25 protein-coding genes are annotated in these 24,417 nt (G+C 33.3%); 12 read left to right on the top strand and 13 right to left on the bottom strand.

Translation table 11 applies throughout. The features are described from left to right. Positions 1-102 precede the first annotated feature (102 nt). Both QLQ95_RS21300 and QLQ95_RS21295 read right to left on the bottom strand, forming a co-directional pair. Positions 103-600: a GNAT family N-acetyltransferase gene (locus tag QLQ95_RS21300; RefSeq protein WP_320495496.1), complete on the bottom strand. Its 498-nt coding sequence runs from the start codon at positions 598-600 to the stop codon at positions 103-105. 16 nt (positions 601-616) lie between these two features. Then, complete coding sequence (locus QLQ95_RS21295) at positions 617-1,792, bottom strand: thioredoxin family protein (RefSeq protein WP_482501571.1); 1,176 nt, start codon at positions 1,790-1,792, stop codon at positions 617-619. A 177-nt stretch (positions 1,793-1,969) separates the two neighbouring features. On the opposite strand from QLQ95_RS21295, the gene menD reads away from it, so the two are divergent. The 8 genes from menD to QLQ95_RS21255 all read left to right on the top strand — a co-directional run bounded on the left by menD (position 1,970) and on the right by QLQ95_RS21255 (position 11,008). Next, positions 1,970-3,631 (top strand): 2-succinyl-5-enolpyruvyl-6-hydroxy-3-cyclohexene-1-carboxylic-acid synthase, encoded by a 1,662-nt coding sequence (menD, locus tag QLQ95_RS21290; protein ID WP_482501569.1) that lies wholly within the window; start codon positions 1,970-1,972, stop codon positions 3,629-3,631. Positions 3,632-3,721: 90 nt separating this feature from the next. Next, entirely contained in the window at positions 3,722-4,063 is a 342-nt protein-coding gene (locus QLQ95_RS21285; RefSeq protein ID WP_379801053.1) for a DUF2853 family protein, read from the top strand. A 171-nt stretch (positions 4,064-4,234) separates the two neighbouring features. Further along, complete coding sequence (locus tag QLQ95_RS21280; RefSeq protein ID WP_320495493.1) at positions 4,235-5,089, top strand: CvfB family protein; 855 nt, start codon at positions 4,235-4,237, stop codon at positions 5,087-5,089. A gap of 788 nt (positions 5,090-5,877) precedes the next feature. Beyond that, entirely contained in the window at positions 5,878-6,711 is an 834-nt protein-coding gene (locus QLQ95_RS21275; protein WP_012024845.1) for a 1,4-dihydroxy-2-naphthoyl-CoA synthase, read from the top strand. An 85-nt stretch (positions 6,712-6,796) separates the two neighbouring features. Further along, complete coding sequence (gene menA, locus QLQ95_RS21270; protein ID WP_095931179.1) at positions 6,797-7,759, top strand: 1,4-dihydroxy-2-naphthoate octaprenyltransferase; 963 nt, start codon at positions 6,797-6,799, stop codon at positions 7,757-7,759. Between the two features lie 30 nt (positions 7,760-7,789). After that, positions 7,790-8,467: a metal-dependent hydrolase gene (locus QLQ95_RS21265; protein ID WP_095931180.1), complete on the top strand. Its 678-nt coding sequence runs from the start codon at positions 7,790-7,792 to the stop codon at positions 8,465-8,467. 160 nt (positions 8,468-8,627) lie between these two features. Continuing rightward, entirely contained in the window at positions 8,628-9,866 is a 1,239-nt protein-coding gene (locus QLQ95_RS21260) for a tetratricopeptide repeat protein (RefSeq protein ID WP_320495488.1), read from the top strand. 98 nt (positions 9,867-9,964) lie between these two features. Beyond that, on the top strand, positions 9,965-11,008 hold the full coding sequence (locus QLQ95_RS21255; RefSeq protein ID WP_482501566.1) for an o-succinylbenzoate synthase: 1,044 nt from the start codon (positions 9,965-9,967) through the stop codon (positions 11,006-11,008). Positions 11,009-11,059: 51 nt separating this feature from the next. Here the strand turns inward: QLQ95_RS21255 and QLQ95_RS21250 are convergent, their stop codons facing one another. Both QLQ95_RS21250 and QLQ95_RS21245 read right to left on the bottom strand, forming a co-directional pair. Continuing rightward, positions 11,060-11,602 (bottom strand): hypothetical protein, encoded by a 543-nt coding sequence (locus QLQ95_RS21250; RefSeq protein WP_320495486.1) that lies wholly within the window; start codon positions 11,600-11,602, stop codon positions 11,060-11,062. A 17-nt stretch (positions 11,603-11,619) separates the two neighbouring features. Beyond that, positions 11,620-12,531: an OmpA family protein gene (locus QLQ95_RS21245; RefSeq protein ID WP_482501564.1), complete on the bottom strand. Its 912-nt coding sequence runs from the start codon at positions 12,529-12,531 to the stop codon at positions 11,620-11,622. A gap of 183 nt (positions 12,532-12,714) precedes the next feature. Here QLQ95_RS21245 and QLQ95_RS21240 point away from each other — a divergent pair, with 183 nt between their 5' ends. Both QLQ95_RS21240 and QLQ95_RS21235 read left to right on the top strand, forming a co-directional pair. After that, a complete protein-coding gene (locus QLQ95_RS21240) occupies positions 12,715-13,188 on the top strand; it encodes a CYTH domain-containing protein (RefSeq protein ID WP_428238631.1) in 474 nt (157 codons plus the stop codon). 1 nt (position 13,189) lies between these two features. Next, positions 13,190-14,158 (top strand): YpdA family putative bacillithiol disulfide reductase, encoded by a 969-nt coding sequence (locus QLQ95_RS21235; protein WP_428238632.1) that lies wholly within the window; start codon positions 13,190-13,192, stop codon positions 14,156-14,158. A 106-nt stretch (positions 14,159-14,264) separates the two neighbouring features. Here QLQ95_RS21235 and QLQ95_RS21230 read toward each other — a convergent pair whose 3' ends face one another. Next, entirely contained in the window at positions 14,265-15,833 is a 1,569-nt protein-coding gene (locus tag QLQ95_RS21230) for a protein adenylyltransferase SelO (protein WP_482501561.1), read from the bottom strand. 190 nt (positions 15,834-16,023) lie between these two features. Further along, positions 16,024-16,557: a peptide-methionine (S)-S-oxide reductase MsrA gene (gene msrA, locus QLQ95_RS21225; RefSeq protein WP_482501559.1), complete on the bottom strand. Its 534-nt coding sequence runs from the start codon at positions 16,555-16,557 to the stop codon at positions 16,024-16,026. 182 nt (positions 16,558-16,739) lie between these two features. On the opposite strand from msrA, the gene QLQ95_RS21220 reads away from it, so the two are divergent. Next, positions 16,740-18,227 (top strand): aminotransferase class V-fold PLP-dependent enzyme, encoded by a 1,488-nt coding sequence (locus QLQ95_RS21220; RefSeq protein ID WP_095931189.1) that lies wholly within the window; start codon positions 16,740-16,742, stop codon positions 18,225-18,227. A 308-nt stretch (positions 18,228-18,535) separates the two neighbouring features. On the opposite strand, the gene QLQ95_RS21215 is transcribed toward QLQ95_RS21220, so the two are convergent. From QLQ95_RS21215 to QLQ95_RS21190, 6 genes are all read right to left on the bottom strand, one after another. Further along, complete coding sequence (locus tag QLQ95_RS21215; RefSeq protein ID WP_482501556.1) at positions 18,536-20,185, bottom strand: APC family permease; 1,650 nt, start codon at positions 20,183-20,185, stop codon at positions 18,536-18,538. Positions 20,186-20,281: 96 nt separating this feature from the next. Continuing rightward, positions 20,282-20,752 (bottom strand): nuclear transport factor 2 family protein, encoded by a 471-nt coding sequence (locus tag QLQ95_RS21210; RefSeq protein WP_095931191.1) that lies wholly within the window; start codon positions 20,750-20,752, stop codon positions 20,282-20,284. A 47-nt stretch (positions 20,753-20,799) separates the two neighbouring features. Next, positions 20,800-21,324, bottom strand: coding sequence for a hypothetical protein (locus QLQ95_RS21205; RefSeq protein WP_095931192.1), 525 nt, complete (start codon positions 21,322-21,324; stop codon positions 20,800-20,802). An 11-nt stretch (positions 21,325-21,335) separates the two neighbouring features. Beyond that, the gene (locus QLQ95_RS21200) at positions 21,336-21,812 is read right to left on the bottom strand and encodes a hypothetical protein (protein ID WP_095931193.1); all 477 of its coding nucleotides are present in this window, start codon (positions 21,810-21,812) and stop codon (positions 21,336-21,338) included. Positions 21,813-21,818: 6 nt separating this feature from the next. Further along, the gene (locus QLQ95_RS21195) at positions 21,819-22,496 is read right to left on the bottom strand and encodes a peptidoglycan DD-metalloendopeptidase family protein (RefSeq protein ID WP_095931194.1); all 678 of its coding nucleotides are present in this window, start codon (positions 22,494-22,496) and stop codon (positions 21,819-21,821) included. 4 nt (positions 22,497-22,500) lie between these two features. Continuing rightward, a complete protein-coding gene (locus QLQ95_RS21190; RefSeq protein ID WP_320495479.1) occupies positions 22,501-23,166 on the bottom strand; it encodes a spermidine synthase in 666 nt (221 codons plus the stop codon). A 64-nt stretch (positions 23,167-23,230) separates the two neighbouring features. On the opposite strand from QLQ95_RS21190, the gene QLQ95_RS21185 reads away from it, so the two are divergent. Beyond that, positions 23,231-23,782, top strand: coding sequence for a 1-acyl-sn-glycerol-3-phosphate acyltransferase (locus tag QLQ95_RS21185; protein WP_095931196.1), 552 nt, complete (start codon positions 23,231-23,233; stop codon positions 23,780-23,782). Between the two features lie 84 nt (positions 23,783-23,866). On the opposite strand, the gene QLQ95_RS21180 is transcribed toward QLQ95_RS21185, so the two are convergent. Further along, on the bottom strand, positions 23,867-24,316 hold the full coding sequence (locus tag QLQ95_RS21180; RefSeq protein WP_095931197.1) for a helix-turn-helix domain-containing protein: 450 nt from the start codon (positions 24,314-24,316) through the stop codon (positions 23,867-23,869). Positions 24,317-24,417: the final 101 nt, after the last annotated feature.

Raw genomic sequence — 24,417 nt, 5'->3', positions numbered from 1 at the left:
ACTCGGAATTCGACAAAGATTGGAGAATTACTATATGGATTTACTTGTGTGATTCTTCGTTCCTCAGAATGACAAAGAATAAAAAATCTTCATCCTTTGCGGTTAAACTAAAATAAGCTGCATAAAAACCAAGTCCAACCAATGGTCAAATTTGTAGCCAACTTCACGAATCGTGCCCGTAGCGATAAATCCAAATTTTTCATGAAAAGCAATACTTCCTGCATTATCAGCATCAATTGCGCCAATCATAACATGATAACCTTGTTCTTTTGCTAAACAAATTAATTCTGTCAAAAGTTTAGAACCAATTCCTTTTCCTATAACATTGTCCACTACATAGACAGAATGTTCTACGGTATATTGATAGCCTATTTTCTCTCTAAATTGCCCATAACTTCCAAAACCAACTACTTCGCCATCTAAATCGGCTACAATTACAGGAAGATTTTTAGCTTTTTTATCTTCAAACCATTTGGTCTGAACTTCCAAAGTTTGAATCTCGTAGCTATAATTAGCGGTTGTATGTAAAATAGAGTGATTTACAATTTCTAGAATCTTTTGTAAATCGTTTGTGGTTGCAGGTCTTAAAATAATGCTCATTGGTAATTATTGTGATTTATTTGGTATTCAGTTCAGCCAATAGAACGTCTACTTCTTTAGAGTTCCAATCCATTTCCTTAGCAATGGCTTTGGCATTTTTGGCATATTCTAAAGCTTTTTTCTTATTCTTTATTTTGTTGTACAGCTTAGCTTCAAGTAAATTGCCATCGTATGAATCATTTAATTCTAAAGAGCGGTCTACCCAAGAAATAGCCTTTTTTAAACTTTCAGTATCTTTAATATGCTTAAAGTAAGTATTGGCAATATCCTTTAAAAAACTCGCATCGTTCCAAACTAATTTCTGAGTGTCTTCAAGAGTAACTTTTTTATAGAAATTCCATTTTTCAGTTCTTTCCGCTAATGTCAAATCGTATTTAAAAACCAAAGAATCTGTTTTCTGCAATCGGATAGATTTGGCAATTTCTCTTTGTTTATAATAGTTTACCGTATCTAAATTATCAACCAAAGGACGAAGCAATTCGTTTACGATACTTTCAATCTTACGGTCAACACGATTTTGAGACGCTACTGCAGCAAATTCTTTCTGATGGTTTAAAACAAACTGAAATTCTCTAGATTTAATATCCGTAACACCGTTGGCTATAACTCTCCAGTTTAATTCGCTAACCAATTGATTATCCGTTTGAGTATTCAAATATACGTGAGTTGGTATTGATAACTCAGTTCTGTCTTTTCCTTTTTTTAGAGTATTTAAATACGTGAAGAATTTATCAGAATTGCTTGGATCAGCAAGAAACTCCTTTTCTAAATATGGCAATTGCATTTTCGGATTTAAAGCATAACGCAATTCATTTTGAAACTCCGCTTTTTTCATTTCTCCTTTCAGAGCATAAATTAGCGTTTCATTGCCGTCAAGAAATAAAAAAGTAGGAAGTGATTTTGTATTGAATTTATTCTTTAAAGCAATTCCTTCTTCTTTTTCAATATTTTTATACGTGCATACATAATTTTTATTCAAAAAATCAATAATAGCGGGATCGCTTAAAACTTCGGTTTTTATTAAATTACAATGCGGACACCAATCGGCATAAAGCATTACAAAAAGTGGTTTTCCTTCTTTTTTTGCATTTTCTAAAGCTGTTTTGTACTGAACATCAACAGGAACAAATTGATTCTGAGAAGTTATGGTTTGAAAAGTAACAGATAAAAAAAGTATAAATAAGAAACGCATAATAAGGCTGGCTTTTATTAATTATTCGATTTTACAAATATATCCCCTTTTTTGAGAAAGAGCCTTAATATATTCCTAATTATAATATAAATCAAGTGCGAAGTTTGTAACTTTGTAAGCAAGAGAAAGAAAGATTAAATAAGGATTTTTCTTTGAAAAAAGTAATACACGACCGGAATGATTTACCCCAAAATAGCGCTTGCACAAAGCATTATCGAAATTTTATCTGCCAAAGGCATTGTTAATATTATAATTTCTCCAGGATCTAGAAATGCACCGTTAACTATCGGATTTGCTCAAAATTCAAATTTTACCTGTTATAGTATTGCAGACGAGCGATGTGCCGCTTTTTTTGCTCTAGGAATTGCACAGCAAACTAAACAGCCAACTGCAATTGTTTGTACTTCAGGATCGGCTTTATTGAATTATTATCCCGCTTTCGCGGAAGCGTTTTACAGCCAAATTCCTTTAATTGTAATCTCTGCCGATCGTCCGCAAAGTAAAATTGATATTGGTGACGGACAAACGATTCGTCAAGAAAATGTTTTCTCTAATCATTCCGTTTTTAATGCAAATTTGACCGAAGATGCTTCAGAAGAAAATGATTTAAAAATCAATTTGGCGATTGAAACAGCAATTCAAAAGAAAGGCCCAGTTCATATTAATGCGCCTTTTGAAGAACCTTTATACGAAACAACAGAAGAGCTTTCTGTACAGCCCATAATTACAAATCTAGAGCCAGAAGTTTTTTCATCAGCAATAGAAAATAGCAACGAGATAGTTTCTATTTGGAATACTGCAAAGCGAAAATTAATCTTAGTGGGAGTTAACGAAGCAAATGCAATTGATCAAGAAGTTATTGAAAATTTAGCTTCAGATCCGTCAATTGTGGTGTTGACAGAAACAACATCAAATCTACATCATCCTAGTTTTATCAATTCAATAGATACTTTAATTACTCCTTTTGATGATTTTGATTTTAAGAAGTTTAACCCCGAGGTTTTAATCACTTTTGGAGGAATGGTTGTTTCGAAAAGAATTAAAGGATTTTTACGAAAATACAAACCAGAACAGCATTGGCATATTGATACTTTAAGAGCGTATGATACATTTGGAGCATTGACAAAACATTTTGAGATGCAGCCAAATGATTTCTTTAAAGACCTTCTTTCAAAAACATCTTTTGCAAAAAGCAATTATTTTAAAAATGTAGATGCCGTTTACCAAACGAGACTAGAAAGAAGAAGAGAATATTTAAGTAAAATTGAATTTTCTGATTTTAAAGTTTTCGAAAAAGTAATAGAATCCCTTCCTAAAAATAGTCTGCTGCAAATTAGCAACAGTTCTGCAATTCGCTATGCGCAATTAATCGATATTGATAATTCTATCGAAGTTTTTTGCAACCGCGGAACAAGCGGAATCGATGGAAGCACTTCTACAGCAATTGGTGCAGCGGTTGGAAATAAAAAGCAAACTGTTTTTGTAACTGGAGACATCAGTTTCTTGTACGATAGCAATGCTTTGTGGAATTCATACATTCCAAAAAACTTCAAGATTGTTTTAATAAATAATGGAGGAGGAGGAATCTTTAGAATTTTGCCAGGACATCAAGAAAAACCTGTTTTCAATACGTATTTTGAAACCTCTCATAATCTTACAGCGGAGCATTTGGCTAAGATGTATAATTTTAATTATTATGCAGCAAAAGACAATGAATCTTTAGAAAGCGGAATACAATCCTTATATAGTTCAGATGATGTCCCAGCAATTTTAGAAGTATTTACTCCAACATTGGAGAATGATCAGATTTTGAAACAATATTTTAGACACTTGCATTAAATTTGAAAGAAAAATTTTGTTAAAATTGTTGATTTATTGCTTCTTTAGCTATAGATTTGGCGCATTATTCACCAAATTAAATTTATAGTTATGAGCAAGAGAGAAGAATTAATTAAAAAGTACACTACTGATTTAAAAGAGAAATGTGGTATTACAGCTGATGTAGATTTATTAACAAAAGTCACAATTGCTTGTGGTCCATCAATTTATAATAATGACGCCTCTACAGTAGCTTCTTCGCAACAATCAGAATTGGATACCGTAAAAAACAACTTTCTAATCAAGAAATTAGGTTTAAGTAGTGGTCCAGATTTAGACAAAGGAATTGATGCCGTTATGGAAAAATATGGAAAATCAAATAAACACAAATATAGAGCAGTAGTTTATTATTTACTGACTGTACATTTTAAAAAAGAAAGCATCTTCAAATAATCTAAGTTTGATGCAATTTAAAATCCCTTCATAAGTTCTACTTATAAAGGGATTTTCTGTTTTTTACCTACAAATTAAGTTTTGTTAAATTAATTTCTTTGTACGATGCCAAACTTCGTACCTTTGCACCTCACAAACTTAGTTGTATAATCAACTTAGAATATTTAGAAAATGCTAGAAATAGGAAAATACAATACCCTAACTATATTGCGTGACACCAAAGTTGGTTTGTTTTTAGGAGATCCTGAAAACGATCCAGATGGCGTTCACGATGTTTTGCTTCCCAATAAATATGTACCAAAAGTATTTGAAATTGGCGAAGAATTAATCGTTTTTGTTTACTTAGATCATGAACAGCGACCAGTTGCGACAACTTTGGTTCCGTACATTTTACTTAATGAGTTTGCTCTTTTGAGAGTAAATTACATTAATAACGTTGGTGCGTTTATGGACTGGGGAATGGAAAAAGATATCTTAGTTCCGTTTAAAGAACAAGCGCGTCCGATGGAAAAAGGAAAACGCTATTTAGTTTATTTATATTTAGACACACAGACTAATCGTTTGGTGGCTTCAAGTAAAACCAATCAATTTTTGAGTAATGACCAGTTGACGGTTGAAAAAGGAGAAGAAGTAGATTTAATCGTGTCTCATATTACCGATATGGGAATTAATGTTATTATAAACGAACAACATAAAGGCCTTTTGTACAAAGATGAAGTTTATGATGATTCGATAAGAACCGGCGACAGAATGCGTGGTTATATCAAAAACATTCGTCCTGATAACAAAATTGATGTTGCGCTTCAGCCTCAAGGCGTTGAGAGTATCGAGCCCAATGCAGAGAAGATTTTAAGCGAATTGAGAGCCAGCAGAGGTTTCCTTCGCTTAAACGATAATTCTCATCCAGAAGACATTAAAACAGTTTTGAAAATGAGTAAAAAGTCATTCAAAAAAGCAATTGGCTCATTATACAAAGAAAAACTGATCGAAATTAAAGAAGACGGAATTTATCTGGTAAAAGAATAGAAATTCCAATTAAAAAATTCCAAATTCCAATTGATACTTGGAATTTGGAATTTAAAATTTGGAATTTATTTTGCGCTAGCAAAATTATTATAACACGAAAGGCTGCTCATTACAAGCAGCCTTTCGCTTTTTATTCAGTTTTAAAAAAAATTGTAATTAAAAAAAAACAGAAATAAAATAATTCGAATTCATCTCAGGACAATGGCTTTACGTATTTTAGAGATCGTCCCATCGATGGTATGTCTTTTAAATAATCAATGCACCTATCTTAAAAGCAAAAAAGAGAATTTCACGGCTCATCCATTGGTTTTATAAAATAACTTTTAGAAAGTTGTGAATTAGTACTTTTTTCCTCTTTTCGTTATCATTTCTATACTAATCAATAGACAATTCTAACATTTAACCTTAGGTGTTACTTTTTTCTTTTTGAAGTTTCGACAAACACATAAATCATTTGCTCCTTTAATTGAGGTTTGTTACTTAAAACCCTAAAAAAATGAGCGACAAATTTTTTAAATTTTCTCAAAAAAATCATTTTTTAGGTTAATAAATCAGTGAAAGAAAATCAATCTGAAATCTTTGAAATGTTTTGTATCTCATTGATTTCTAGGGTGTAAAATTAATTATTATTTTTCTAAACTAATGTTAAAAAATGTTATTTTTTGTAAGTAAATACCAATTGTTAACATTAGAAGTCAATTTAGCAAAGACTTAAGAGCGATTGAGTAGGTAAAGTAGTAAAAATGATTTATTTTTACCCTATAATTATTTTTAAACAAAAAATCAAAATGGATTGGATTACAGCCAGAGAATTTGAAGATATAACTTATAAAAAATGCAATGGAGTAGCGAGAATAGCTTTTAACAGACCTAATGTTAGAAATGCATTCCGTCCTAAAACTACTTCAGAATTATACCAAGCTTTTTATGATGCACAAGAGGATACTTCGATTGGTGTAGTTTTACTTTCAGCTGAAGGGCCTTCAACAAAAGACGGAGTTTATTCTTTCTGCAGCGGTGGAGATCAAAATGCGCGTGGACACCAAGGTTACGTTGGAGACGACGGACAGCACCGTTTAAATATTTTAGAAGTACAGCGTTTAATCCGTTTTATGCCTAAAGTAGTTATTGCAGTGGTTCCAGGATGGGCCGTAGGTGGCGGACATAGTTTGCACGTAGTTTGCGACATGACGCTTGCAAGTAAAGAACATGCCATTTTTAAACAAACTGATGCAGACGTAACAAGTTTTGACGGTGGTTACGGATCGGCATATTTGGCTAAAATGGTGGGTCAGAAAAAAGCTCGTGAAATCTTCTTTTTAGGTAGAAATTATTCTGCTCAAGAAGCTTTTGAAATGGGAATGGTAAATGCTGTAATTCCACATGACGAGTTAGAAGCTACTGCTTACGAGTGGGCACAGGAAATTCTTCAAAAATCACCAACATCTATAAAAATGCTGAAATTTGCAATGAACTTGACAGACGACGGAATGGTCGGACAACAAGTTTTTGCAGGAGAAGCAACTCGTTTAGCTTACATGACCGAAGAAGCAAAAGAAGGAAGAAACGCTTTCTTAGAGAAAAGAAAACCAAACTTCGGTGAAAATAAGTGGTTACCTTAAATAAGTTATAAAATAGTTTCAAGTTTCAGGTTTCAAGTTAAGAACCTGAAACTTGAAACCTGAAACTAAAAAAACAAAACAAATAATGAAACATTGGATTGAAGCCGCTAGACTGCGCACATTACCTTTATCAGTTTCCGGAATTATAGTTGGAAGTATTTATGCATTGTCAAATCCAACAGAAACGATTAACACTCCAACAGAAGTATTCAGCTGGAAAGTTTTTGGTTTTGCTCTATTGACAACGTTAGGATTACAGGTTTTATCCAATTTTGCAAACGATTATGGCGATGGAGTAAAAGGCACTGATAATGCTGATCGAGTAGGGCCACAACGCGCTATTCAGAGTGGTGTTATTACGCCTCAGGCAATGAAAAAAGCCATTATTATTACTTCGCTTTTAACTTTATTGTCTGCCATCACATTAATTTATTTTGCTTTCGGAAAAGACAATTTCGGATATTCAATCTTTTTTCTATTATTAGGAATCGCGGCTATTGTTTCTGCAATTCGTTATACTGTTGGTAATTCTGCTTACGGTTATAGAGGATTTGGAGATGTATTCGTTTTCATTTTCTTCGGACTAGTGAGTACTTTAGGAGTAAACTTTTTGTACGCAAAAGAAGTTGATCCGCTTTTGATTCTTCCAGCCGTTGCAATCGGATTATTGAGTGTTGGGGTTTTAAACCTAAACAATATGCGCGATCAGGAATCGGATAAAAAATCCGGTAAAAATACAATTGTAGTGCAGATAGGAGCTAAAAAAGCTAAAAACTATCACTTTTTCCTAATCATTACTGCAATGGTATTAGTAGTTGTATTTGCTATTTTAAGCGATTACAACTTCGACCAATACTTATTTTTATTGGCTTATATTCCGTTGACAAAACATTTAATTACCGTTTACAAAAATCAAGATCCAAAATTATTAGATCCAGAATTAAAGAAACTGGCATTAAGCACGTTCTTACTTTCTATACTACTTACAGTGTGTATGATTTCTTTGATTTCAGATATCATTGTAAACCTCTTTTTGGGAGGTAGATAAAAATAAACGTTTAATTTAAAAGGTAAAAAAATGAAAATTACATACTACGGACATGCTTCATTAGGAATTGAAGTAGGAGGAAAACATATCATTGTGGATCCATTTATTACCGGAAATCCGCAAGCAGCATCAATCAATCTTAGCACAATAAAAGCCGATTATATCTTATTGACGCATGCGCATGCCGATCACGTTTTAGATGTTGAAGCTATTGCTCAAAATACAAAGGCAGTTATTGTTTCTAATGCTGAGATTGCAAGCTATTACGCAAAAAAAGGATTCAATTCGCACCCAATGAATCACGGTGGAAGCTGGAAATTTGATTTCGGAAAAGTAAAATATGTAAACGCAATTCACTCAAGCAGTTTTCCTGATGGCACATACGGAGGTAATCCTGGAGGTTTTGTAATCGAAGGAGAACATAAAAATATCTATATCGCTGGAGATACCGCTTTGACTTACGATATGAAATTGATTCCGCTTCGTACAAAATTAGATTTAGCAATTCTTCCAATTGGAAACAATTTTACAATGGATGTTGAAGATGCTATTATTGCTTCAGATTTTGTAGAATGTGACAAAGTTTTAGGATATCACTTTGACACTTTTGGCTATATCGAAATCAATCATGAAGAAGCAATCCGCAAATTTTTCGATAAAGGAAAAGATTTAATGCTTTTACCAATCGGAGATTCTATTGAATTATAAGAAGCTAATCCCGCTATACGCTATATCTTTTGTGGCGAACCCCGCCACAAAAGGATATCGCTACTATCGGGGCTAGGGCACTCAATTCCATAAGAAAGTTATTTGGCATAATCTATGTTAATTGAATTAAAGTTTTTTAAAGTAAAAATCATTTTAATCTGTGAAATCAGTGGCAACTAAAGCATCATCACAAAATTCAACTTTCAAACCAATTCTATTCTTACTATTTATCGCAATTTCCAGTAATGCGTTTGCACAAAAAGACGGTTATTGGGACAAAGAACGCGCTACAACCAAAGAAATTATGGTTCCTGCGCGCGATAGAATTTCTATACCAACAGAAGATTTGCCGGTTGGAACTACAGAAATTGTATATAGAATCACTCTTTTAGACAAAAACCAAGAAATGGCCAATAGTTTGGTCTCTTTGTTAAAAGCAATTCCAGATCCAACAGGAGTAAGTCAGGGTTCGGCTGGCGCTGTTTTTCTGATGTCAAAAATTTCAGGAGATGACAAATGCACTTATTCGATTTTTACATCTAATGAAAATGCTAAAAAATATATTGCAGATGGTAAAATTGACAATGCTTGCTATTCTCAAGCAGAACCTGTAAGCAAAGATGCCAAACGTTTATCCGTAAACAAATCTTCTTGTTTAAAAGAAGATATTAGCACTATTTGGTTTGGCTTTGAAAGCAAAAATTGGATCTTGAGTCAGAAAGTTGTTATAGAAGTGGTGCCTTGGGTTGATACTAAATTAAGCCGTGGTTGGAATCAAGACAATAAAAATGAAATTATAAGTTTGTGCAAAACGTCTACAATGGCACAAAAAATGGCCAATTCAGATGATTTCTGTGTTTGCATTTTAAATAAAATTATGAAGCAATATCGTTACGACGAGTTTCAAAAATTATTAGCCGTAGAAAAGACAAAAGTGTACAAAGATTTTGGAAACAGCTGTTACAAAGATGCCGATATTTCTAAAAATGTATTCAACGATTTGAGAACGCAAGTTGCTTCTTTAATTAAAGCTCAAAAATACAACGAGGCAATTCCAAAATTAAACACGATTGTTAGCGAAGGCAAAGCAACTGCATTAGATTACAGTTCTTTAGGTTATTGCTATATTTTAACCAAACAATATGCAAAAGCATTAAAAGTGCTTTTAGAAGGCGAAAAATTGGATGATACCGAATTATTGGTAAAATTAAATTTGGCACATACTTATTTGGTAAGCGATGATTATGGTGCTGCTAAAGCCATTTACAAAAAATACCAAACACAAAATGTAACCGATAGCTTAAGCTGGATTGCCAAAACAAAATTAGACTTTGCAGCATTTGAAAAAGCAGGTTTGCCAACAAAAGATTTTGAAAAAATCTTAAAATTATATAACTAAGTTTTTAAAACACTAAGTTGTTTAGATGTGAAATGCTTCTTAAGGTTTTTTTTAAGCTTAGCAGCTCAGTATCTTAGCAACTCAGCATCTTAAAAAAAATGAAAGCATCCTATCAAAAATATTTATTAGAGTTTAAACGCCCCTCAGGAACTTCAAGAGGGATTATGACCGAGAAAGAAACTTGGTTTATAATTCTGGAAGAAAATGGCAAAAAAGGAATAGGAGAGTGCGGCATACTTCGTGGCTTAAGTGCAGACGACCGCGAAGACTACGAAGAAAAACTAAAATGGGCTTGCGATAATATTCATTTAGGAGAAACCGAACTTTGGAACGCTTTATTAGAATTCCCTTCTATTCAATTTGGGTTAGAAATGGCTTTCTTGTCTCTTAAAAGCGAAGATTCATACATTTTATTTCCGTCACGTTTTACTAATAATTCAAGCTCAATAACCATAAACGGATTAGTTTGGATGGGCGAAGCTGTTTTTATGAAACAGCAAATAGAAGAGAAATTGGCAGACGGTTTTAACTGCATAAAACTTAAAATTGGTGCCATTGATTTCAATAAAGAATTAGAATTATTGCAATACATTAGAAGCCATTTTTCTCCAGAAGAAATAGAAATCAGAGTAGATGCTAATGGTGCTTTTTCTTCAATAGAGGCTTTAAATAAATTGAATCAATTAAATCAATTTCAGCTTCATAGCATAGAACAACCAATTGAAAAAGGTCATATTTCAGAAATGGCAGAATTGTGCAAACAAACTCCATTTCCAATTGCGTTGGATGAAGAGCTTATTGGAGTGTTTTCATTTGAAGAAAAAGAAAAATTGCTTCAAGAAATCCAACCCCAATACATCATTTTAAAACCAAGCTTTATCGGCGGTTTTCGTGGTACACAAGAATGGATTACTCTTGCAGAAAAATACAATATTGGCTGGTGGATTACTTCGGCATTAGAAAGCAATATCGGATTGAATGCTATTGCACAATGGACCTTTACTTTAAATTCAGATATGCCGCAAGGTTTAGGAACCGGAGCATTATATACTAATAATATAGATTGCCCACTTGAAGTAAAAAATGGAAAACTTTGGTACAATTCTTCTAAGAATTGGGAAAGGTTCAAAGGTACAGAGTGACAAAGGTAAAATCTCTGAACCTGTGCAACTATGCACCTTTGAACCTATTTTTTACTCTTTTCCTCCCAAAAGATTTTCTTGCCATTCTTTTAAATCCTGCCATTTGCCTTGATAAGCAAGGAGTGCTTGTTTAGCCCATGTGCTCGGATTATGCATGGCGTAATTTTCTCCGCCAGCATCTAGAATAGACTGCATTTTTTCGGTAGAAGCTTGTGAAAGCTCGTACCAGGTGTTGATTCCTGAGGCATTAAAAAGAGCTTCTATTTTAGGACCAATTCCTTCTACAATTTTTAAGTCATTTTCTTTAATTTTCTTGCCTAAGACATTTGCCGCCAAACCAGCATCAAAAACAATGTCTGCAGGTGCAGTTGCAAAAGATTGTACCGAAGCTTTGGTTTTTGCCGCCAAATCTGCTTCTAGTGTAGCGATTTTTGCATTTAAGTTTCGTGTATTCGCTTTACAGGCATCTAAATCAGCTTGAAGTGATGCTGAAAGCGAATCATCATTTTTAGAATTCATTTTTCCTAGTAAATAACCTAAGATTCCACAAATTAAGCCTACTAGAATAGGTATTAAGATACAAGGTATATTCATGATCGTATATTTTTATGTTATTTAATGGTAATTACAGTTCTTCTGTTTGAAGCTTTTCCTTCTGCAGTGTTATTATCGCCAATAGGCTCGTCAGGACCTTTAGATTGTGTTTCAATTCTCGCATTATCGATTCCGTTTTTAGAGAGATAATTTTTTGAGAAATCGGCTCTTTTTTGTCCTAAAACAATATTTGAATCGCGATTACCAACATTATCAGAATGCCCGATCACTACAATCACCGCATCTTTTACGTTCTCGGCATATTTGGCGATGTCAGTAACTTTTTGCTTCTCAATATCGCTCAATTTCTCGCTAGATTTGTTAGTGTTGAAGTGGAGAATTAACGGATCAGCATTTATTTTTGCTTTTAATGCGCTCCACTCATCATTTGGTGTTGCAGTAGAATCTATCGCTTCAAACAAATATTCCGCAGGCCCTAGAAGTGTATCACCACTCATTTTCCACTTATCTATAATGGTGCCTTTAGTAGAAAACTGATTTTCTAACAATCCTTTTGAAACAAAATAATTCTTAACATCATTGGCCCTCGCCAGACCTAGATTTTCAAAAGTAGTAGAATTTGTTTCGTCCGAAGTCGCGTAACCGGTTATTGTAATTTTTTGTTTCGGATTTGCTTCTAAGAATTTCTTTAAGTTATCGATACCAGTTGTGACCGAGTCGCTTACAGGCATAATAAGCTTTGCACTGTTTTTAAGGAACTTCAAATTATCATTTGTCTGATAATTAAGTCCGGGACCATTTAATACAAACGGAACAAAATTGGGCTCTGTGACAGTAGGAGTAACTGTTTTTGGAGTAATGTCCGTTGTTGTTTTTTCACAGCAATTGCAGCAAAATTTCAGATATAAAAAAGTACCCAAAATGATGGTTATTGCAATGCCTAACAGGTAAAGTGCTTTTTTAGACATATATTTCGGATTAAGATTCTATCAAATTTAATTAAAATAATAATCATAACACATTAATAATCAGTTATTTTAATGTTTAGACGTTAAAGTGAAGCAAAATAAATTGAATTGTTTTTCGACTTTTACACGTTCAAAGACTTGATTAAAATGAGTAACTTGCATAAAAAATAATCTACAGTTAAAATGGTCGAAATAGAAAGAAAGTTTCTTGTAAAATCCAATGATTTCAAGAGCCAAGCTTTTACTCAGAATAATATTGCCCAGGGTTATTTGAGTTCTGCTCCTGAGCGTACAGTTCGGATTAGAATTAAAGGGCACAAAGGCTTTATAACCATAAAAGGAATAAGCCATAGCGGTGGTATGTCTCGTTTTGAATGGGAAAATGAAATTCCGTTAGATGAAGCACAAGAACTATTGAAATTATGCGAAAAGGGCAAAATTGAAAAAACACGTTACGAAATAAAATCTGGAGAGCATATCTTTGAAGTAGATGAGTTTTATGGAGAAAATGAAGGCTTGGTAATGGCTGAAATCGAGTTAAACTCTGAAAATGAAACTTTTGAAAAACCAGAATGGTTAGGCGAAGAAGTAACAAACGACGAAAGATATTACAATGCTTACTTAAGCAAAAATCCATATAAAGATTGGCAAAAATAAAATGACAGAATCAAAATACGACCTTATTATTGTGGGAGGCGGGCCAATTGGTCTGGCTTGTGCAATAGAAGCAGAAAAGAAAAAACTGAAATATTTAATTATAGAAAAAGGCGCGATTGTTAATAGTATTTTCAACTATCCGCTCTACATGACCTTTTTTTCTACGGCAGAAAGATTAGAAATAGGCGAGATTCCGTTTAATTGTTTGGCTCCAAAACCGGGACGTCAGGAAGCTTTGGAATATTACAGAAATATTCATCGCTATTTTAAATTCAATATCAATTTATTTGAAAAGGTTCTGAGTGTTGAAAAACAAAACGCAATTTTTAAGATTACAACAGACAAACGAAATTATGAAGCTCAAAACGTGGTAATTGCAACTGGTTTTTATGATATTCCGATTGAAATGAATGTTTTAGGTGAAGCTTTACCCAAAGTACGCCATTATTATAAAGAAGCGCACGAATATGCTTTTAGAAAAGTTTTGGTTGTAGGCGCTAATAATTCGTCTGTAGATGCGGCTTTAGAATGCTGGAGAAAAGGATCAGAGGTTACCATGGTAATTCGTAAAAACGAAATTAATAGCCGTGTAAAATATTGGGTTAAACCCGATATTGAAAACCGAATTGCAGAAGGAAGTATTAAAGCTTATTTTGAATCTAATATCACCGAAATTAGAGAAAATGAAGTAGAAATTGAAACTCCAAACGGAAAAGTTACAATTGAAAATGATTTCGTTCTAGCTTTAACGGGTTATAAGCCAGATCTTACTTTTCTAGAAAAAATGGGTATTAAACTTTCTGAAGATGAATTAAAAATTCCAGTTTATAATCCTGAAACCATGGAAACTAATGTAGAAGGTTTATTCCTTGCTGGTGTAGTTTGCGGCGGAATGCAGACGCATAAGTGGTTTATAGAAAACTCGAGAGTTCATGCTAATCTGATTGTAGATTATATAAGCTCAAAGTAAAAGTAAGCCACGAATTACACAAATTTGCACCAATTTTATCCGTTTAATTTTTATTCTTAAAGTATAGAAATTGGTGCGAATTTGTGTAATTCGTGGCAAAAAACTTTTATGAACTACAAGATAACATAGAGCATCCCACCTTAGTTCTTGCCCAATCTGGACGTTTCGCAAACCATTTTTCAGATTCAGGCTGTTCATCATATGGATTTTTCAAAAGCTGAAATAATTCATCAACCAAAGAGTAATCGTCTTTATCTGCAGCATCTATGGCTAATTGAGCCATATAATTTCGAAGTACATATTTCGGATTAATTTGATTCATTTTTAAAGCCCTTTCTTCATCTGAAAGTTCTTCTGCGTTTAATCTTTTCAAATAAACCGTAAACCATTTTTGCCAAGCATCGAGAATGTTTTCTTTTATTTCTTCTGAAATATAAAAAGCGTATTCTATTTTTTCGAATGCTTGTTCTACAGAATCTTCTTTTTTAATTTTACTCAGATTTCTAAAAAAGATAGTCATATCGGTTTCTGATAACTGCAAAATTTCCTCTAAACCTTTAATAATTTTATTATCAGATTCACTTGAAGTAAAGATACCTAATTTGCTTAAAAACATTGTTTTGTAATCATTTTCAAACTCTGTCATAAATGAATCTAAGATCTTTTCTAAAGGTGCCGCTTCATTAACCAAAGGATAAAGCGAATTAGCCAATTGAAACACATTCCATTGAGCTACCTGAGGCTGATTTCCGAAACGATATCTTCTATTTTGGCTGTCGGTTGTATTTGGCGTCCAGTCTGGATCATAATTTTCAAGCCATCCGTATGGGCCATAATCGATTGTGATTCCGTGAATCGACATATTGTCGGTATTCATTACACCATGTACAAATCCGACACGTTGCCAATGCAGAATCATTTCGCGAGTTGTATCGGCAACTTTTTGAAAGAATTGTAAATATTGTTCTTTGGGTTCGCCCTTTATTTCAGGAAAATAGTGTTGAATAGTATATTCTACAAACTGTTTCAAATTTTTCAACTCATTTCGAGCCGTTAGCATTTCAAAGCTTCCGAAACGAATAAATGAAGGAGCAACACGACAAACAATTGCACCTTTTTCATAAGCAGGATTTCCGTTATACAAAATATCCCTTAAAACTTGATCTCCAGAAAGAGCAAGAGAAAGCGATCGAGTAGTAGGAACACCCAAATAGTGCATTGCTTCGGCGCATAGATACTCTCTTATAGAAGAACGTAAAACAGCCAATCCATCTGCAGTTCTAGAATAGGGAGTTTTTCCAGCTCCTTTTAATTGCAGAGTATAAAACTGATTGTTGTTTTCTACTTCCATCAGATTGATTGCACGACCGTCGCCTAATTGTCCTGCCCAGTTTCCGAATTGATGTCCTGCATAACACATTGCATAAGGACGTGATTCTGGAAGGATTTCTTTTCCAGAAAAAACATTTAAAAATTCTTCTGATTGAATTTCATCTTTAGAAATTCCAACCAATTCAGCAACTTCTTCAGACGCATGAATCAATTTTGGATTGGAAGGTTTTACTGGATTTACGTACGAAAACAGCGTGTCTTTAACCTGACGAATTTCATTTGTCAAATCTGGATCTGCTGGTAATTCGGCAGTAAAACGATTTTTTATTTTAAGATTTTTCATTTTGTTGATTTTCTTTTTGCCACAGATTATACAGAATAGAAGGATTTTTTTGTTTGCCACGAATTGCACAAATTTCCACTAATTTTTAGGCTTAGTTAGAATAAGATTCGTGCGAATTCGTGTAATTCGTGGCAAATGGATAATACAGAAAATCTTTTTTAATCTGTGTAATCTGTGGCTAGAACTAAATTTAGCCGATTAACCTATCAGCGTACATTTTTTTAAGTTTTTGAATTTTTGGATCAATTACAACTTGGCAATATCCAGCTTCTTGATTTTCATTATAATAGTTTTGGTGATAATCTTCGGCTTCGTAAAAAACTTCAAAAGGCTTTAATTGGGTTACAATTGGATCTGGATATGCAGGCTGAACTTCTTCAAATACTTTTTCTGCAATTTCTTTTTGTTCGTCATTATGATACAGAACTATAGAACGATATTGCGTTCCGCTATCGCCACCTTGACGATTTAAAGTTGTTGGATCATGACTTGTCATGAATATGAAAATTAAGTCATGATATGAAATTATGTCAGGGTTGAAAGTTACTTGAATCACTTCAGCATGTCCTGTTCTACCCGTGCATACTTCGCGATAAGCAGGATTCTTTATAAATCCGTCTGAATAACCCGATTTTATAGATTCTACACCTTTTATACGCTGAATTACAGCCTCAATACACCAAAAACATCCGCCACCAAAGGTAGCAACTGATAAATTTCCCATAAATAATGCTTTCTTTAAATTTAATGCCTATTAATTCGATAGGATATTATGATAATTTATTAAAAAAAAGTTCTTTTAACTAAAAATACCAAACGGTAACGTAGTGTTTGAAGTTTAGTATTGATAAATTCGCAATTTTATAAAAAAACTATATATTTGCAGTCAAACACAAGGCACAACTAATGAATAGCAAAAATAGTACCATGACCCTGGAAACTTATTTTCAGGAATTTAGACAAAATATTGTCGGTATAAACCAAGAATTTACGTCACCTTATGGCAGAAAATCAATAATTTACACCGATTGGACTGCCAGCGGAAGATTATATCGCCCTATTGAAGAAAAATTATTGAATCAATTTGGGCCATTTGTTGCCAATACACATACAGAAACGACTGTTTCTGGTACTGCCATGACAAAAGCGTATCATCATGCTAGACATATTATTAAGCGTCATGCTAATGCCAATCATGATGATGTGTTAATTACGGATGGAACTGGAATGACGGGAGTTATCAATAAGTTTCAGCGTATTTTGGGATTGAAAATTCCTGAAAACTTGAAAGGTTTTACCAATGTTCCTGCTGAGAAAAAGCCAATTGTCTTTATTTCGCATATGGAGCATCATTCTAACCAGACTTCTTGGTTGGAGACTATTGCAGATGTAGAAATTATTCCTTCTTGCGAGAAAGGGCTTTTCAATTTAGAAAATCTTGAAGTTTTATTAGAAAAATATAAAGATAGAACGATAAAAATCGCTTCTATTACAGCCTGTTCAAATGTTACTGGATTAAGAACTCCTTTTCACGAAGCGGCAAAATTGATGCATCAGTACAATGGTGTTTGTTTTGTTGATTTTGCTTGTTCTGGACCTTATGTAGAAATTGACATGCATCCTGCTGATCCAGAAGCCTATTTAGATGCTGTTTTTATGTCTCCACATAAATTCTTAGGAGGGCCAGGAACTTCTGGGGTTTTAATTTTCAATAAGAAATTATACAATAATATGATTCCTGATTGCCCTGGAGGAGGAACGGTAAGTTGGACAAATCCTTGGGGCGAGCATAAATACATCGATAATATTGAAGATCGCGAAGATGGTGGAACACCTGGTTTTCTACAAGTTATTAAAATCGCGCTTGCCATTGAATTGAAAGAAGAAATGGGGATTGAAAACATCATGGAGCGTGAGCACGAAATTGTTGATTATGTTTTCTCTCAATTAGATTCTGTCGAAAATATCAAAATTTTAGCAGGGCAACACAAAGAACGTCTGGGGGTCATTTCATTCTTTATTGATGATCTTCACTTTAATTTGGGCGTTAAAATTTTGAATGATCGTTTCGGAATTCAGACTAGAGGAGGATGCAGCTGTGCGGGAACTTACGGTCATTATTTATTACATGTTGATCAAGAAACTTCTAATAAGCTAGTTAATGAAATTACGATTGGTGATTTAATTAAAAAGCCGGGATGGATTAGAATGTCGATTCACCCAACGACTACAGATGAGGAAATTGCTTTTGTTTGTGAAAGTATAAAAGAGTTGGCAGCAAATCATAAAACTTGGGCATTGGATTATTCTTATGATAAAATGCGTAACGAGTTTATTCATAAAGATGCAACTTCGTTTGAAGATGAACTAGTTGAAAGTTGGTTTAAATCTTAGATTTTTATTTAACCGCAAAGTTCGCGAAAGTTTTTTCTATAAAAATATTTTTAAAGAACGCAAAGTTTAGTAAACCCGACAGGTTTTTGAAACCTGTCGGGTTTGTCAATTTTACGTATAACCTTTGTCAAAGTTTCAAACTTTGACAAAGGTCTTCTAAGGCAATTAATTTTGTTATTTCTTATGAAAACACAAATTTTTCTGCTTCTTAAAAATTACATAATCAATCGTACACCACCAAGATCGGCTACACGGTAAGAGAATTTGTTTCCTGGAGAACCGATAAACATAAAGTTTTTTGGGATTTTCTATTTTTCAGAAAGCTCGTCGATTATTTCGGGACCAAATGTGCCTTCAATTTCGATGTATTCTATATCTAATCCGCCGTATGCGCGATCTAAAACTTCGAGATCTTTTTTAAGCGCTTCGTTGTCTACAGGATCTTTTTTGACATGAACAATTTTTAATTTCTTTGTAGTTTCGTTGTCTTCAACGTATTGTAAGACTTTGTTCAAGATTGTAATGTCATCTCCTTTTGTAAAGAAAACAAACTCTTGAGAGTTAATTTCGGAACTTAATTTTTCAAGATAACGATTACTCAGAATAACCATTTTACGCAATGGCTGATAGAAATATTCTAAAGCTTCTATTAATAGACGTATCAAAATAACACGATTGAGCATAATTCCAATAAAGAGTAAGGCTGGAATCATATATTGCAAAAAGGTATAAAACGAATTGATGTTGAGAAGCATGTTTCCAAAAAAAGCAGCTATTACAGAAACTACCGCAATTACGACCGCAATACCTCGCGCACGTTCTGGTCTTGGCAGTTTTCTGCGTTTGTATTTTAAAAGCAGATTTCCGATTCCGAAAAGAGCCATAACAGCTAAAAATGAAAAAGTATAAACTCCAGCAAGAGATTCCAAATGCCCGTTTGTCGCAAAAAGAACAGAAATACAAAGAATTAGAAAACTTAAAACAATTCTATAATGAGAACCTCTTTTGTTTTGTTTTAGAAAATAATTAGGAAGAATTCGGTCTAATGTCATTCGGTTTAAAAGCCCTGAAACCCCCACAAATGAGGTTAAAACAGCTCCGCACAGCACCATAACAGCATCTATAGAGATAAGCCATGCTAACCAAGATCCACCTGTTGTTTCTCCTAAATGCGCTAAAAGTGATTCTTTATTTTCTCCAACTTCTGTTAGCGGAATTACGCTGATTAACAAAATAGCAATTACGGGATTGAAGAAACTTACAATTCCCCACATGTTTCGAAGTGTTTTAGGAAAAACACCGTGTTCTTGTTCTTCAACAAAATTGGCTGAACTCTCAAAACCTGATATTCCCAACATGGCTGCCGAAAAGCCAAGAAAAAGAGCTGTTTGTATGCTTCCTGATGAAATTGGTGTTTGCCAATTGATGTGAAAAGTATCTAATCCGTGAGTTAAGACAAACCAAACTGATGCTAAAACCAGCAAAGTCAAAGTCCCTATATGTGTCATGAAAATAATGACGGCCACAAATGCCGATTCTCCAATTCCTAAAATGGCTAATCCCGTAAACAGAATTAAAACGACTACTGTTGCAATGGTTACATTTAGACCTTCAAAGATTCCGTGCAGGTAATGCATTCCTTCAGAAGCAGAAATTACAGCGGTTGCCATATAAGATAAAACCGTTAAAGTCGCTGCTAAAGAAGCCAGACGTTTGGTCGAAGTGTTTAATAAAACATTGTAAGCACCACCATTTAAGGGAATTGCTCCAACAACTTCAGCGTAAATTTTACGGAAAAGAAATAATACAACAGCAACAATTAGAAGTGAAATCCAAGCATATTGACCTGCATATAAAATGGTTAACGCTGAAACATATAAGCAAGAAGAGCTAATGTCATTTCCGCAAATTGCAGTTGCCTGTAATTCATTTAATTTTTTGTGTACGATTTCTTTCATTAGTATCTAAAATTTACACTTTTAGTAAAATTAAGTAACAAAAAAATTAGAATCGGGCGTGAGGCAAATAGTGATATCTAGTTGTAACGTATTGTTTTATTTGGCATTCTGAAATTGTTTCAGTGCTGATAAGGCTTGCGATTGAACTTTCTTCTGAAAAAATCCTGTCCAACCTAATAAATAGCCCGTAATGCCAAAAGCTTGTTTTGACCATTTCCACACATCAAAACTATCGGTGTGTTTGATAATTAATCCGTCTTGAAAAATAAAATGGGCAGAGATTTTATTGACAACTTTTCTATTTGTTTTGCTAAAATTATAGGTAGCGGTCCAATTTGCTGAACCAGTAGAATCGTCGGCAGTTACGTTTGAAAATTCGATTTTTAAATTGCCTTTACTTTTTAGAAGCAGCATTTCCCACATTTTAGAAACCTGTTCTTCTTTTAATAATCCAAAAGCTGGATCTATAAAATGAACTTTCGGATGATAGCATTCACTCATCGTTTTAGCATCTGCATTTGCGAAAGCAGTATAGAATTTTGCAATTAAAGCCTCATTTGCATTCATAAAAATATATTTATGTTAAATATAAGGTTTATTAAATTAAAAAATCATTACAAAACACTAATTTCTTTTGCTGTATCAAATGTTTTTTTAGTTTTATCAAATGCTGTTGAGAAATACTTCACTTTGCTGTAAGCAGTAAAATGTCCCGTTAGATTCCCTGAAATATCTGGCCCTCCAGCAATTATAAACCTTATAGCATAAATATCGGTCTTTTTAAGTTTCAGCCATTCTGCGGGAGTAAAATAATAGTAGGCAGTTGTTTTTCCGTCTGCAGATTCTTTTACATTCTTATCTGTACACGCAATTACATCTGCATTGGTTAAATCGACATAAACGCCACCAGCAATTTTTGCTTTGTCACTTGCTGTTGAAACAGTTAGTTTTAAAATGCCTCCTTTTTCCGTCTTAGCTATTTGAACGTTAATTTCGCCAGAGTAAGCATATTTTTCGCAAATAAAAGTGTATTCTTGTGTTGCTGGATAAGGAGCTGAACCTTTTACACTCATTGTTTGCTGTGCCGAAGCAAAAGTTGAAATAAAAAATAATAGGAGTAGTGACAGTTTAAAATTCATATATATGGTATTTATTGTTCGGCTAATTTGGCATCAAATTTCTCATCCCAATCCATAGATTTTATGGCAGAAATAAGATTATCTTCATTTACAAAAATGCGTAATTCTTTATTGGCAACTTTTTTAGTGTACAAGGCATGATAGCGGTAAATGACTTCTTGTTTGGTTTTGTAAACTCCATCCAATTTTAAATCTATAAAACTTCCGTAATATTGTCTAAATCTTTGGCAGGTCTTTGTTAAACGCTCTTCTGTAGTGTTTTCCATAACCGATTTAGTAACTTCAGTTTCATTAAAAGGTTTAAATTTTGAAGTATTACAAGTTTCTAAAACTCTCTTTCCTAAATCATACGCTTTTCGCTGCTGATTTGCATTTACTTCTTCTCCAGAAACTTTTTTAATTTTTAAATCTTCTGTATCTCTACTTACTGTTTTCGACTTACATCCAATTAACAATAACAAACATATAATCAATCCTGCTTTCTTCATAACTATTTAAGTAATTTTTAATAATAAGTTAGGATCGGGACAATTTTCGATATAAAAGTTTAGGTCATTTGTATTGCAGACGCCTGGATAGTCTCCCCAATAATCGCCAATATTATGGATAATCTGAAAATGTACATGAGGGGCGTAATCTCCATTTACTGAGGCATTTCCTAAAGTCGCAATCTTTTCGCCTTTCTTAAATTGGTCTCCGATATTTAAATTTTCTATACTTTCTAACGATAAATGTCCGTATAAAGTATAAAATTTCTCATTTTCTACTTCATGTTCCAATATAATAGTCGGTCCATAGTCTCCTAGGCCAATATTGTTTTTAAAACTATGAACAACTCCGTCAAGGGCAGCAAGAACAGCTGTTCCAGCTTCGGCCCATAAATCTAATCCGATGTGAATATTACGTTCGGGTTTGGATACATCTAAAAAAATAGGACTTCTTTGATATAAAAATCTTCCTTCTATATAACCGCCAAATGCAACTTTAGCGTTGTTTTCTTTTAAAAATTTTGAAATGTATTTTTCAAAATCTTCTGAGGTATCCAATTTTTGACTTACTAATTCCTCATTAGAAACCGATAAATTTAACGGCGTGTATTCTGAAATATTAATTGAGGCATCAATAACTTTAGTAGGTGGCTGGGCATTTAAGATTGAGGTAAGGGGCTTCATAAAACTAGGCAACTTTATTTATAATTATTAATTCATTATGTACTTCTATTCGGGGTAACATTTTGGTTTGAAACAATTTCGGATTAACTTCTGTCACATACTTTCTATTTCGAACATTATGCGCTTCGTCTAATATCATGGTGTTGAATAAAACAAAGCCAGCATCTTTTAAAATCGTGCAGATTCTATCTACAAAAAACTTCTCAAACAAAAAGTTAGGCATATGTGTATCTTCAAAAATATCAATTATTATGAGATCGTATTTCTCTTTTGTTTTTAAAACAAATTCAAATGCATCATCAATAACCACTTCCAACTGTTTAATTTGATTAAGATTAAAATACTGATTTGCAATCTCAATCATATCGGGATCTATTTCTACCCCAGTTATTTTTTCTTTATATTCGATCTCATTTACTAATGTTTTAACTACGCTTCCACCAGCAACACCTAATAATAAGATGTGTTCCATTTCTAGAATTTTATCATAACCAATATTTCGAAGTCCGTACCTTAATATACGCTGTAGACTTCCGTACGAATAATTGGTGTTTTCAGTGTCCAATACTAATTCTCCATTTGCCCAGGTAACTTCGATCATTTTACTTCGGGTCGATTTTTTCTTAAATATTTTTATTGGAATTAAGTAACTGAAAAATTTTCGAATCATTTTTTATGCTTTTACTCAAATTTACCATTAAATCTTTTATTTTGCACGAAATATTATATCTTTAATGAAAAAACTATTATATAAATTCGTCTTTTTTAAGCTAATGGGCTGGAAAATAGTAGGAATCGAAAATGCAGAAGTTAAAAAATGTATACTCATGGTGATGCCTCATACGAGTAATCACGATTTTTATATCGGACTTTTTACTCGAGGCATCTCTGGACTACAGATGAATTGGGTAGGAAAGAAAGAATTGTTTCGTTTTCCGTTCGGTTATTATTTTAGAAATGTTGGAGGAGAGCCTTTAGATCGTTCCGGCGGATTAAATAAAGTAGATTCTATTGCTGCAATTTTTGACAGAAAAGAAATCTTTCGTTTAGCTGTTGCTCCAGAAGGAACTAGAAAAAAAGTAAAAGAAATTAAAACAGGATTTTATTTTATCGCTCTTAAAGCGAATGTTCCAATTGTTCCCGTAGCTTTTGATTGGGGCAAAAAAGAAGTAAATCTGGGCAAGCCATTTTATCCAACTGGAAATTATGAAGCCGATTTTGAAATCTTAAAAAAACACTATGAAGGAGTTTTGGGGAAAATTCCTGAAAATGGAGTCAAATTGTAATTTCTGAGAATTTTTTCAAACGCGCGAGAATTGCATATTTGAAAATTTTCTGGACTAAGAATCAAATACGCGCTAATTTTTATATTATGGAGAATAGGCTTTAAAAGTTCCATTTTTGTAGAATAAGACTATTTTTTCAATTTCATCATCTTCAAAATTAATATTTACATTTTTTGAAGGTGATACTTTTTTTATTTCGCTCTTTTCTTCTTCATTTTTTTCAATGGAAGAAAACAAATCTGTACCTATATTTTCATTGGATGAAATTGGAGTAGGAGATTCTGGAATTTCTAAATTTTCGTCATGGTTTTTAGGAAAACTTCCTTTCCCAACTAAAATCCAATACAGATCAACATCAGGGAAAACCTCCAGAATTTTCATTACAAAATCTAAACTTGGCTTGTTTCTACCAGATAAAAGATGAGACATACTAGAACGTTGCACACCAATTTTATCTGCAAAGGTAGAAGCATTTAAACCATAATAATCTAATATGGTTTCGAGTCTTTTTACAAAATCATCTATGTTTACCATTGTGAATTAATGTTTTAAATTGTTCTATTTACAAATGTAAACAAAAAGAAAGAACACTCCAATCTTGTTGTTTCATTTTTAATAGGACTTTAGTTTTATGT

Source organism: Flavobacterium sp. B330r (assembly GCF_056824325.1).
Note: the sequence above shows the minus strand (reverse complement) of the source record. Positions and strands in the feature narration are given on the sequence as shown.

Excerpts from the sequence above, each read along its gene's own strand:
- QLQ95_RS21300 (WP_320495496.1), bottom strand. The coding sequence starts at position 600 with ATGAGCATTATTTTAAGACCTGCAACCACAAACGATTTACAAAAGATT.
- QLQ95_RS21295 (WP_482501571.1), bottom strand. The coding sequence starts at position 1,792 with ATGCGTTTCTTATTTATACTTTTTTTATCTGTTACTTTTCAAACCATA.
- menD (WP_482501569.1), top strand. The coding sequence starts at position 1,970 with ATGATTTACCCCAAAATAGCGCTTGCACAAAGCATTATCGAAATTTTA.
- QLQ95_RS21285 (WP_379801053.1), top strand. The coding sequence starts at position 3,722 with ATGAGCAAGAGAGAAGAATTAATTAAAAAGTACACTACTGATTTAAAA.
- QLQ95_RS21280 (WP_320495493.1), top strand. The coding sequence starts at position 4,235 with ATGCTAGAAATAGGAAAATACAATACCCTAACTATATTGCGTGACACC.
- QLQ95_RS21275 (WP_012024845.1), top strand. The coding sequence starts at position 5,878 with ATGGATTGGATTACAGCCAGAGAATTTGAAGATATAACTTATAAAAAA.
- menA (WP_095931179.1), top strand. The coding sequence starts at position 6,797 with ATGAAACATTGGATTGAAGCCGCTAGACTGCGCACATTACCTTTATCA.
- QLQ95_RS21265 (WP_095931180.1), top strand. The coding sequence starts at position 7,790 with ATGAAAATTACATACTACGGACATGCTTCATTAGGAATTGAAGTAGGA.
- QLQ95_RS21255 (WP_482501566.1), top strand. The coding sequence starts at position 9,965 with ATGAAAGCATCCTATCAAAAATATTTATTAGAGTTTAAACGCCCCTCA.
- QLQ95_RS21250 (WP_320495486.1), bottom strand. The coding sequence starts at position 11,602 with ATGAATATACCTTGTATCTTAATACCTATTCTAGTAGGCTTAATTTGT.
- QLQ95_RS21245 (WP_482501564.1), bottom strand. The coding sequence starts at position 12,531 with ATGTCTAAAAAAGCACTTTACCTGTTAGGCATTGCAATAACCATCATT.
- QLQ95_RS21240 (WP_428238631.1), top strand. The coding sequence starts at position 12,715 with ATGGTCGAAATAGAAAGAAAGTTTCTTGTAAAATCCAATGATTTCAAG.
- QLQ95_RS21235 (WP_428238632.1), top strand. The coding sequence starts at position 13,190 with ATGACAGAATCAAAATACGACCTTATTATTGTGGGAGGCGGGCCAATT.
- QLQ95_RS21230 (WP_482501561.1), bottom strand. The coding sequence starts at position 15,833 with ATGAAAAATCTTAAAATAAAAAATCGTTTTACTGCCGAATTACCAGCA.
- msrA (WP_482501559.1), bottom strand. The coding sequence starts at position 16,557 with ATGGGAAATTTATCAGTTGCTACCTTTGGTGGCGGATGTTTTTGGTGT.
- QLQ95_RS21220 (WP_095931189.1), top strand. The coding sequence starts at position 16,740 with ATGAATAGCAAAAATAGTACCATGACCCTGGAAACTTATTTTCAGGAA.
- QLQ95_RS21215 (WP_482501556.1), bottom strand. The coding sequence starts at position 20,185 with ATGAAAGAAATCGTACACAAAAAATTAAATGAATTACAGGCAACTGCA.
- QLQ95_RS21210 (WP_095931191.1), bottom strand. The coding sequence starts at position 20,752 with ATGAATGCAAATGAGGCTTTAATTGCAAAATTCTATACTGCTTTCGCA.
- QLQ95_RS21205 (WP_095931192.1), bottom strand. The coding sequence starts at position 21,324 with ATGAATTTTAAACTGTCACTACTCCTATTATTTTTTATTTCAACTTTT.
- QLQ95_RS21200 (WP_095931193.1), bottom strand. The coding sequence starts at position 21,812 with ATGAAGAAAGCAGGATTGATTATATGTTTGTTATTGTTAATTGGATGT.
- QLQ95_RS21195 (WP_095931194.1), bottom strand. The coding sequence starts at position 22,496 with ATGAAGCCCCTTACCTCAATCTTAAATGCCCAGCCACCTACTAAAGTT.
- QLQ95_RS21190 (WP_320495479.1), bottom strand. The coding sequence starts at position 23,166 with ATGATTCGAAAATTTTTCAGTTACTTAATTCCAATAAAAATATTTAAG.
- QLQ95_RS21185 (WP_095931196.1), top strand. The coding sequence starts at position 23,231 with ATGAAAAAACTATTATATAAATTCGTCTTTTTTAAGCTAATGGGCTGG.
- QLQ95_RS21180 (WP_095931197.1), bottom strand. The coding sequence starts at position 24,316 with ATGGTAAACATAGATGATTTTGTAAAAAGACTCGAAACCATATTAGAT.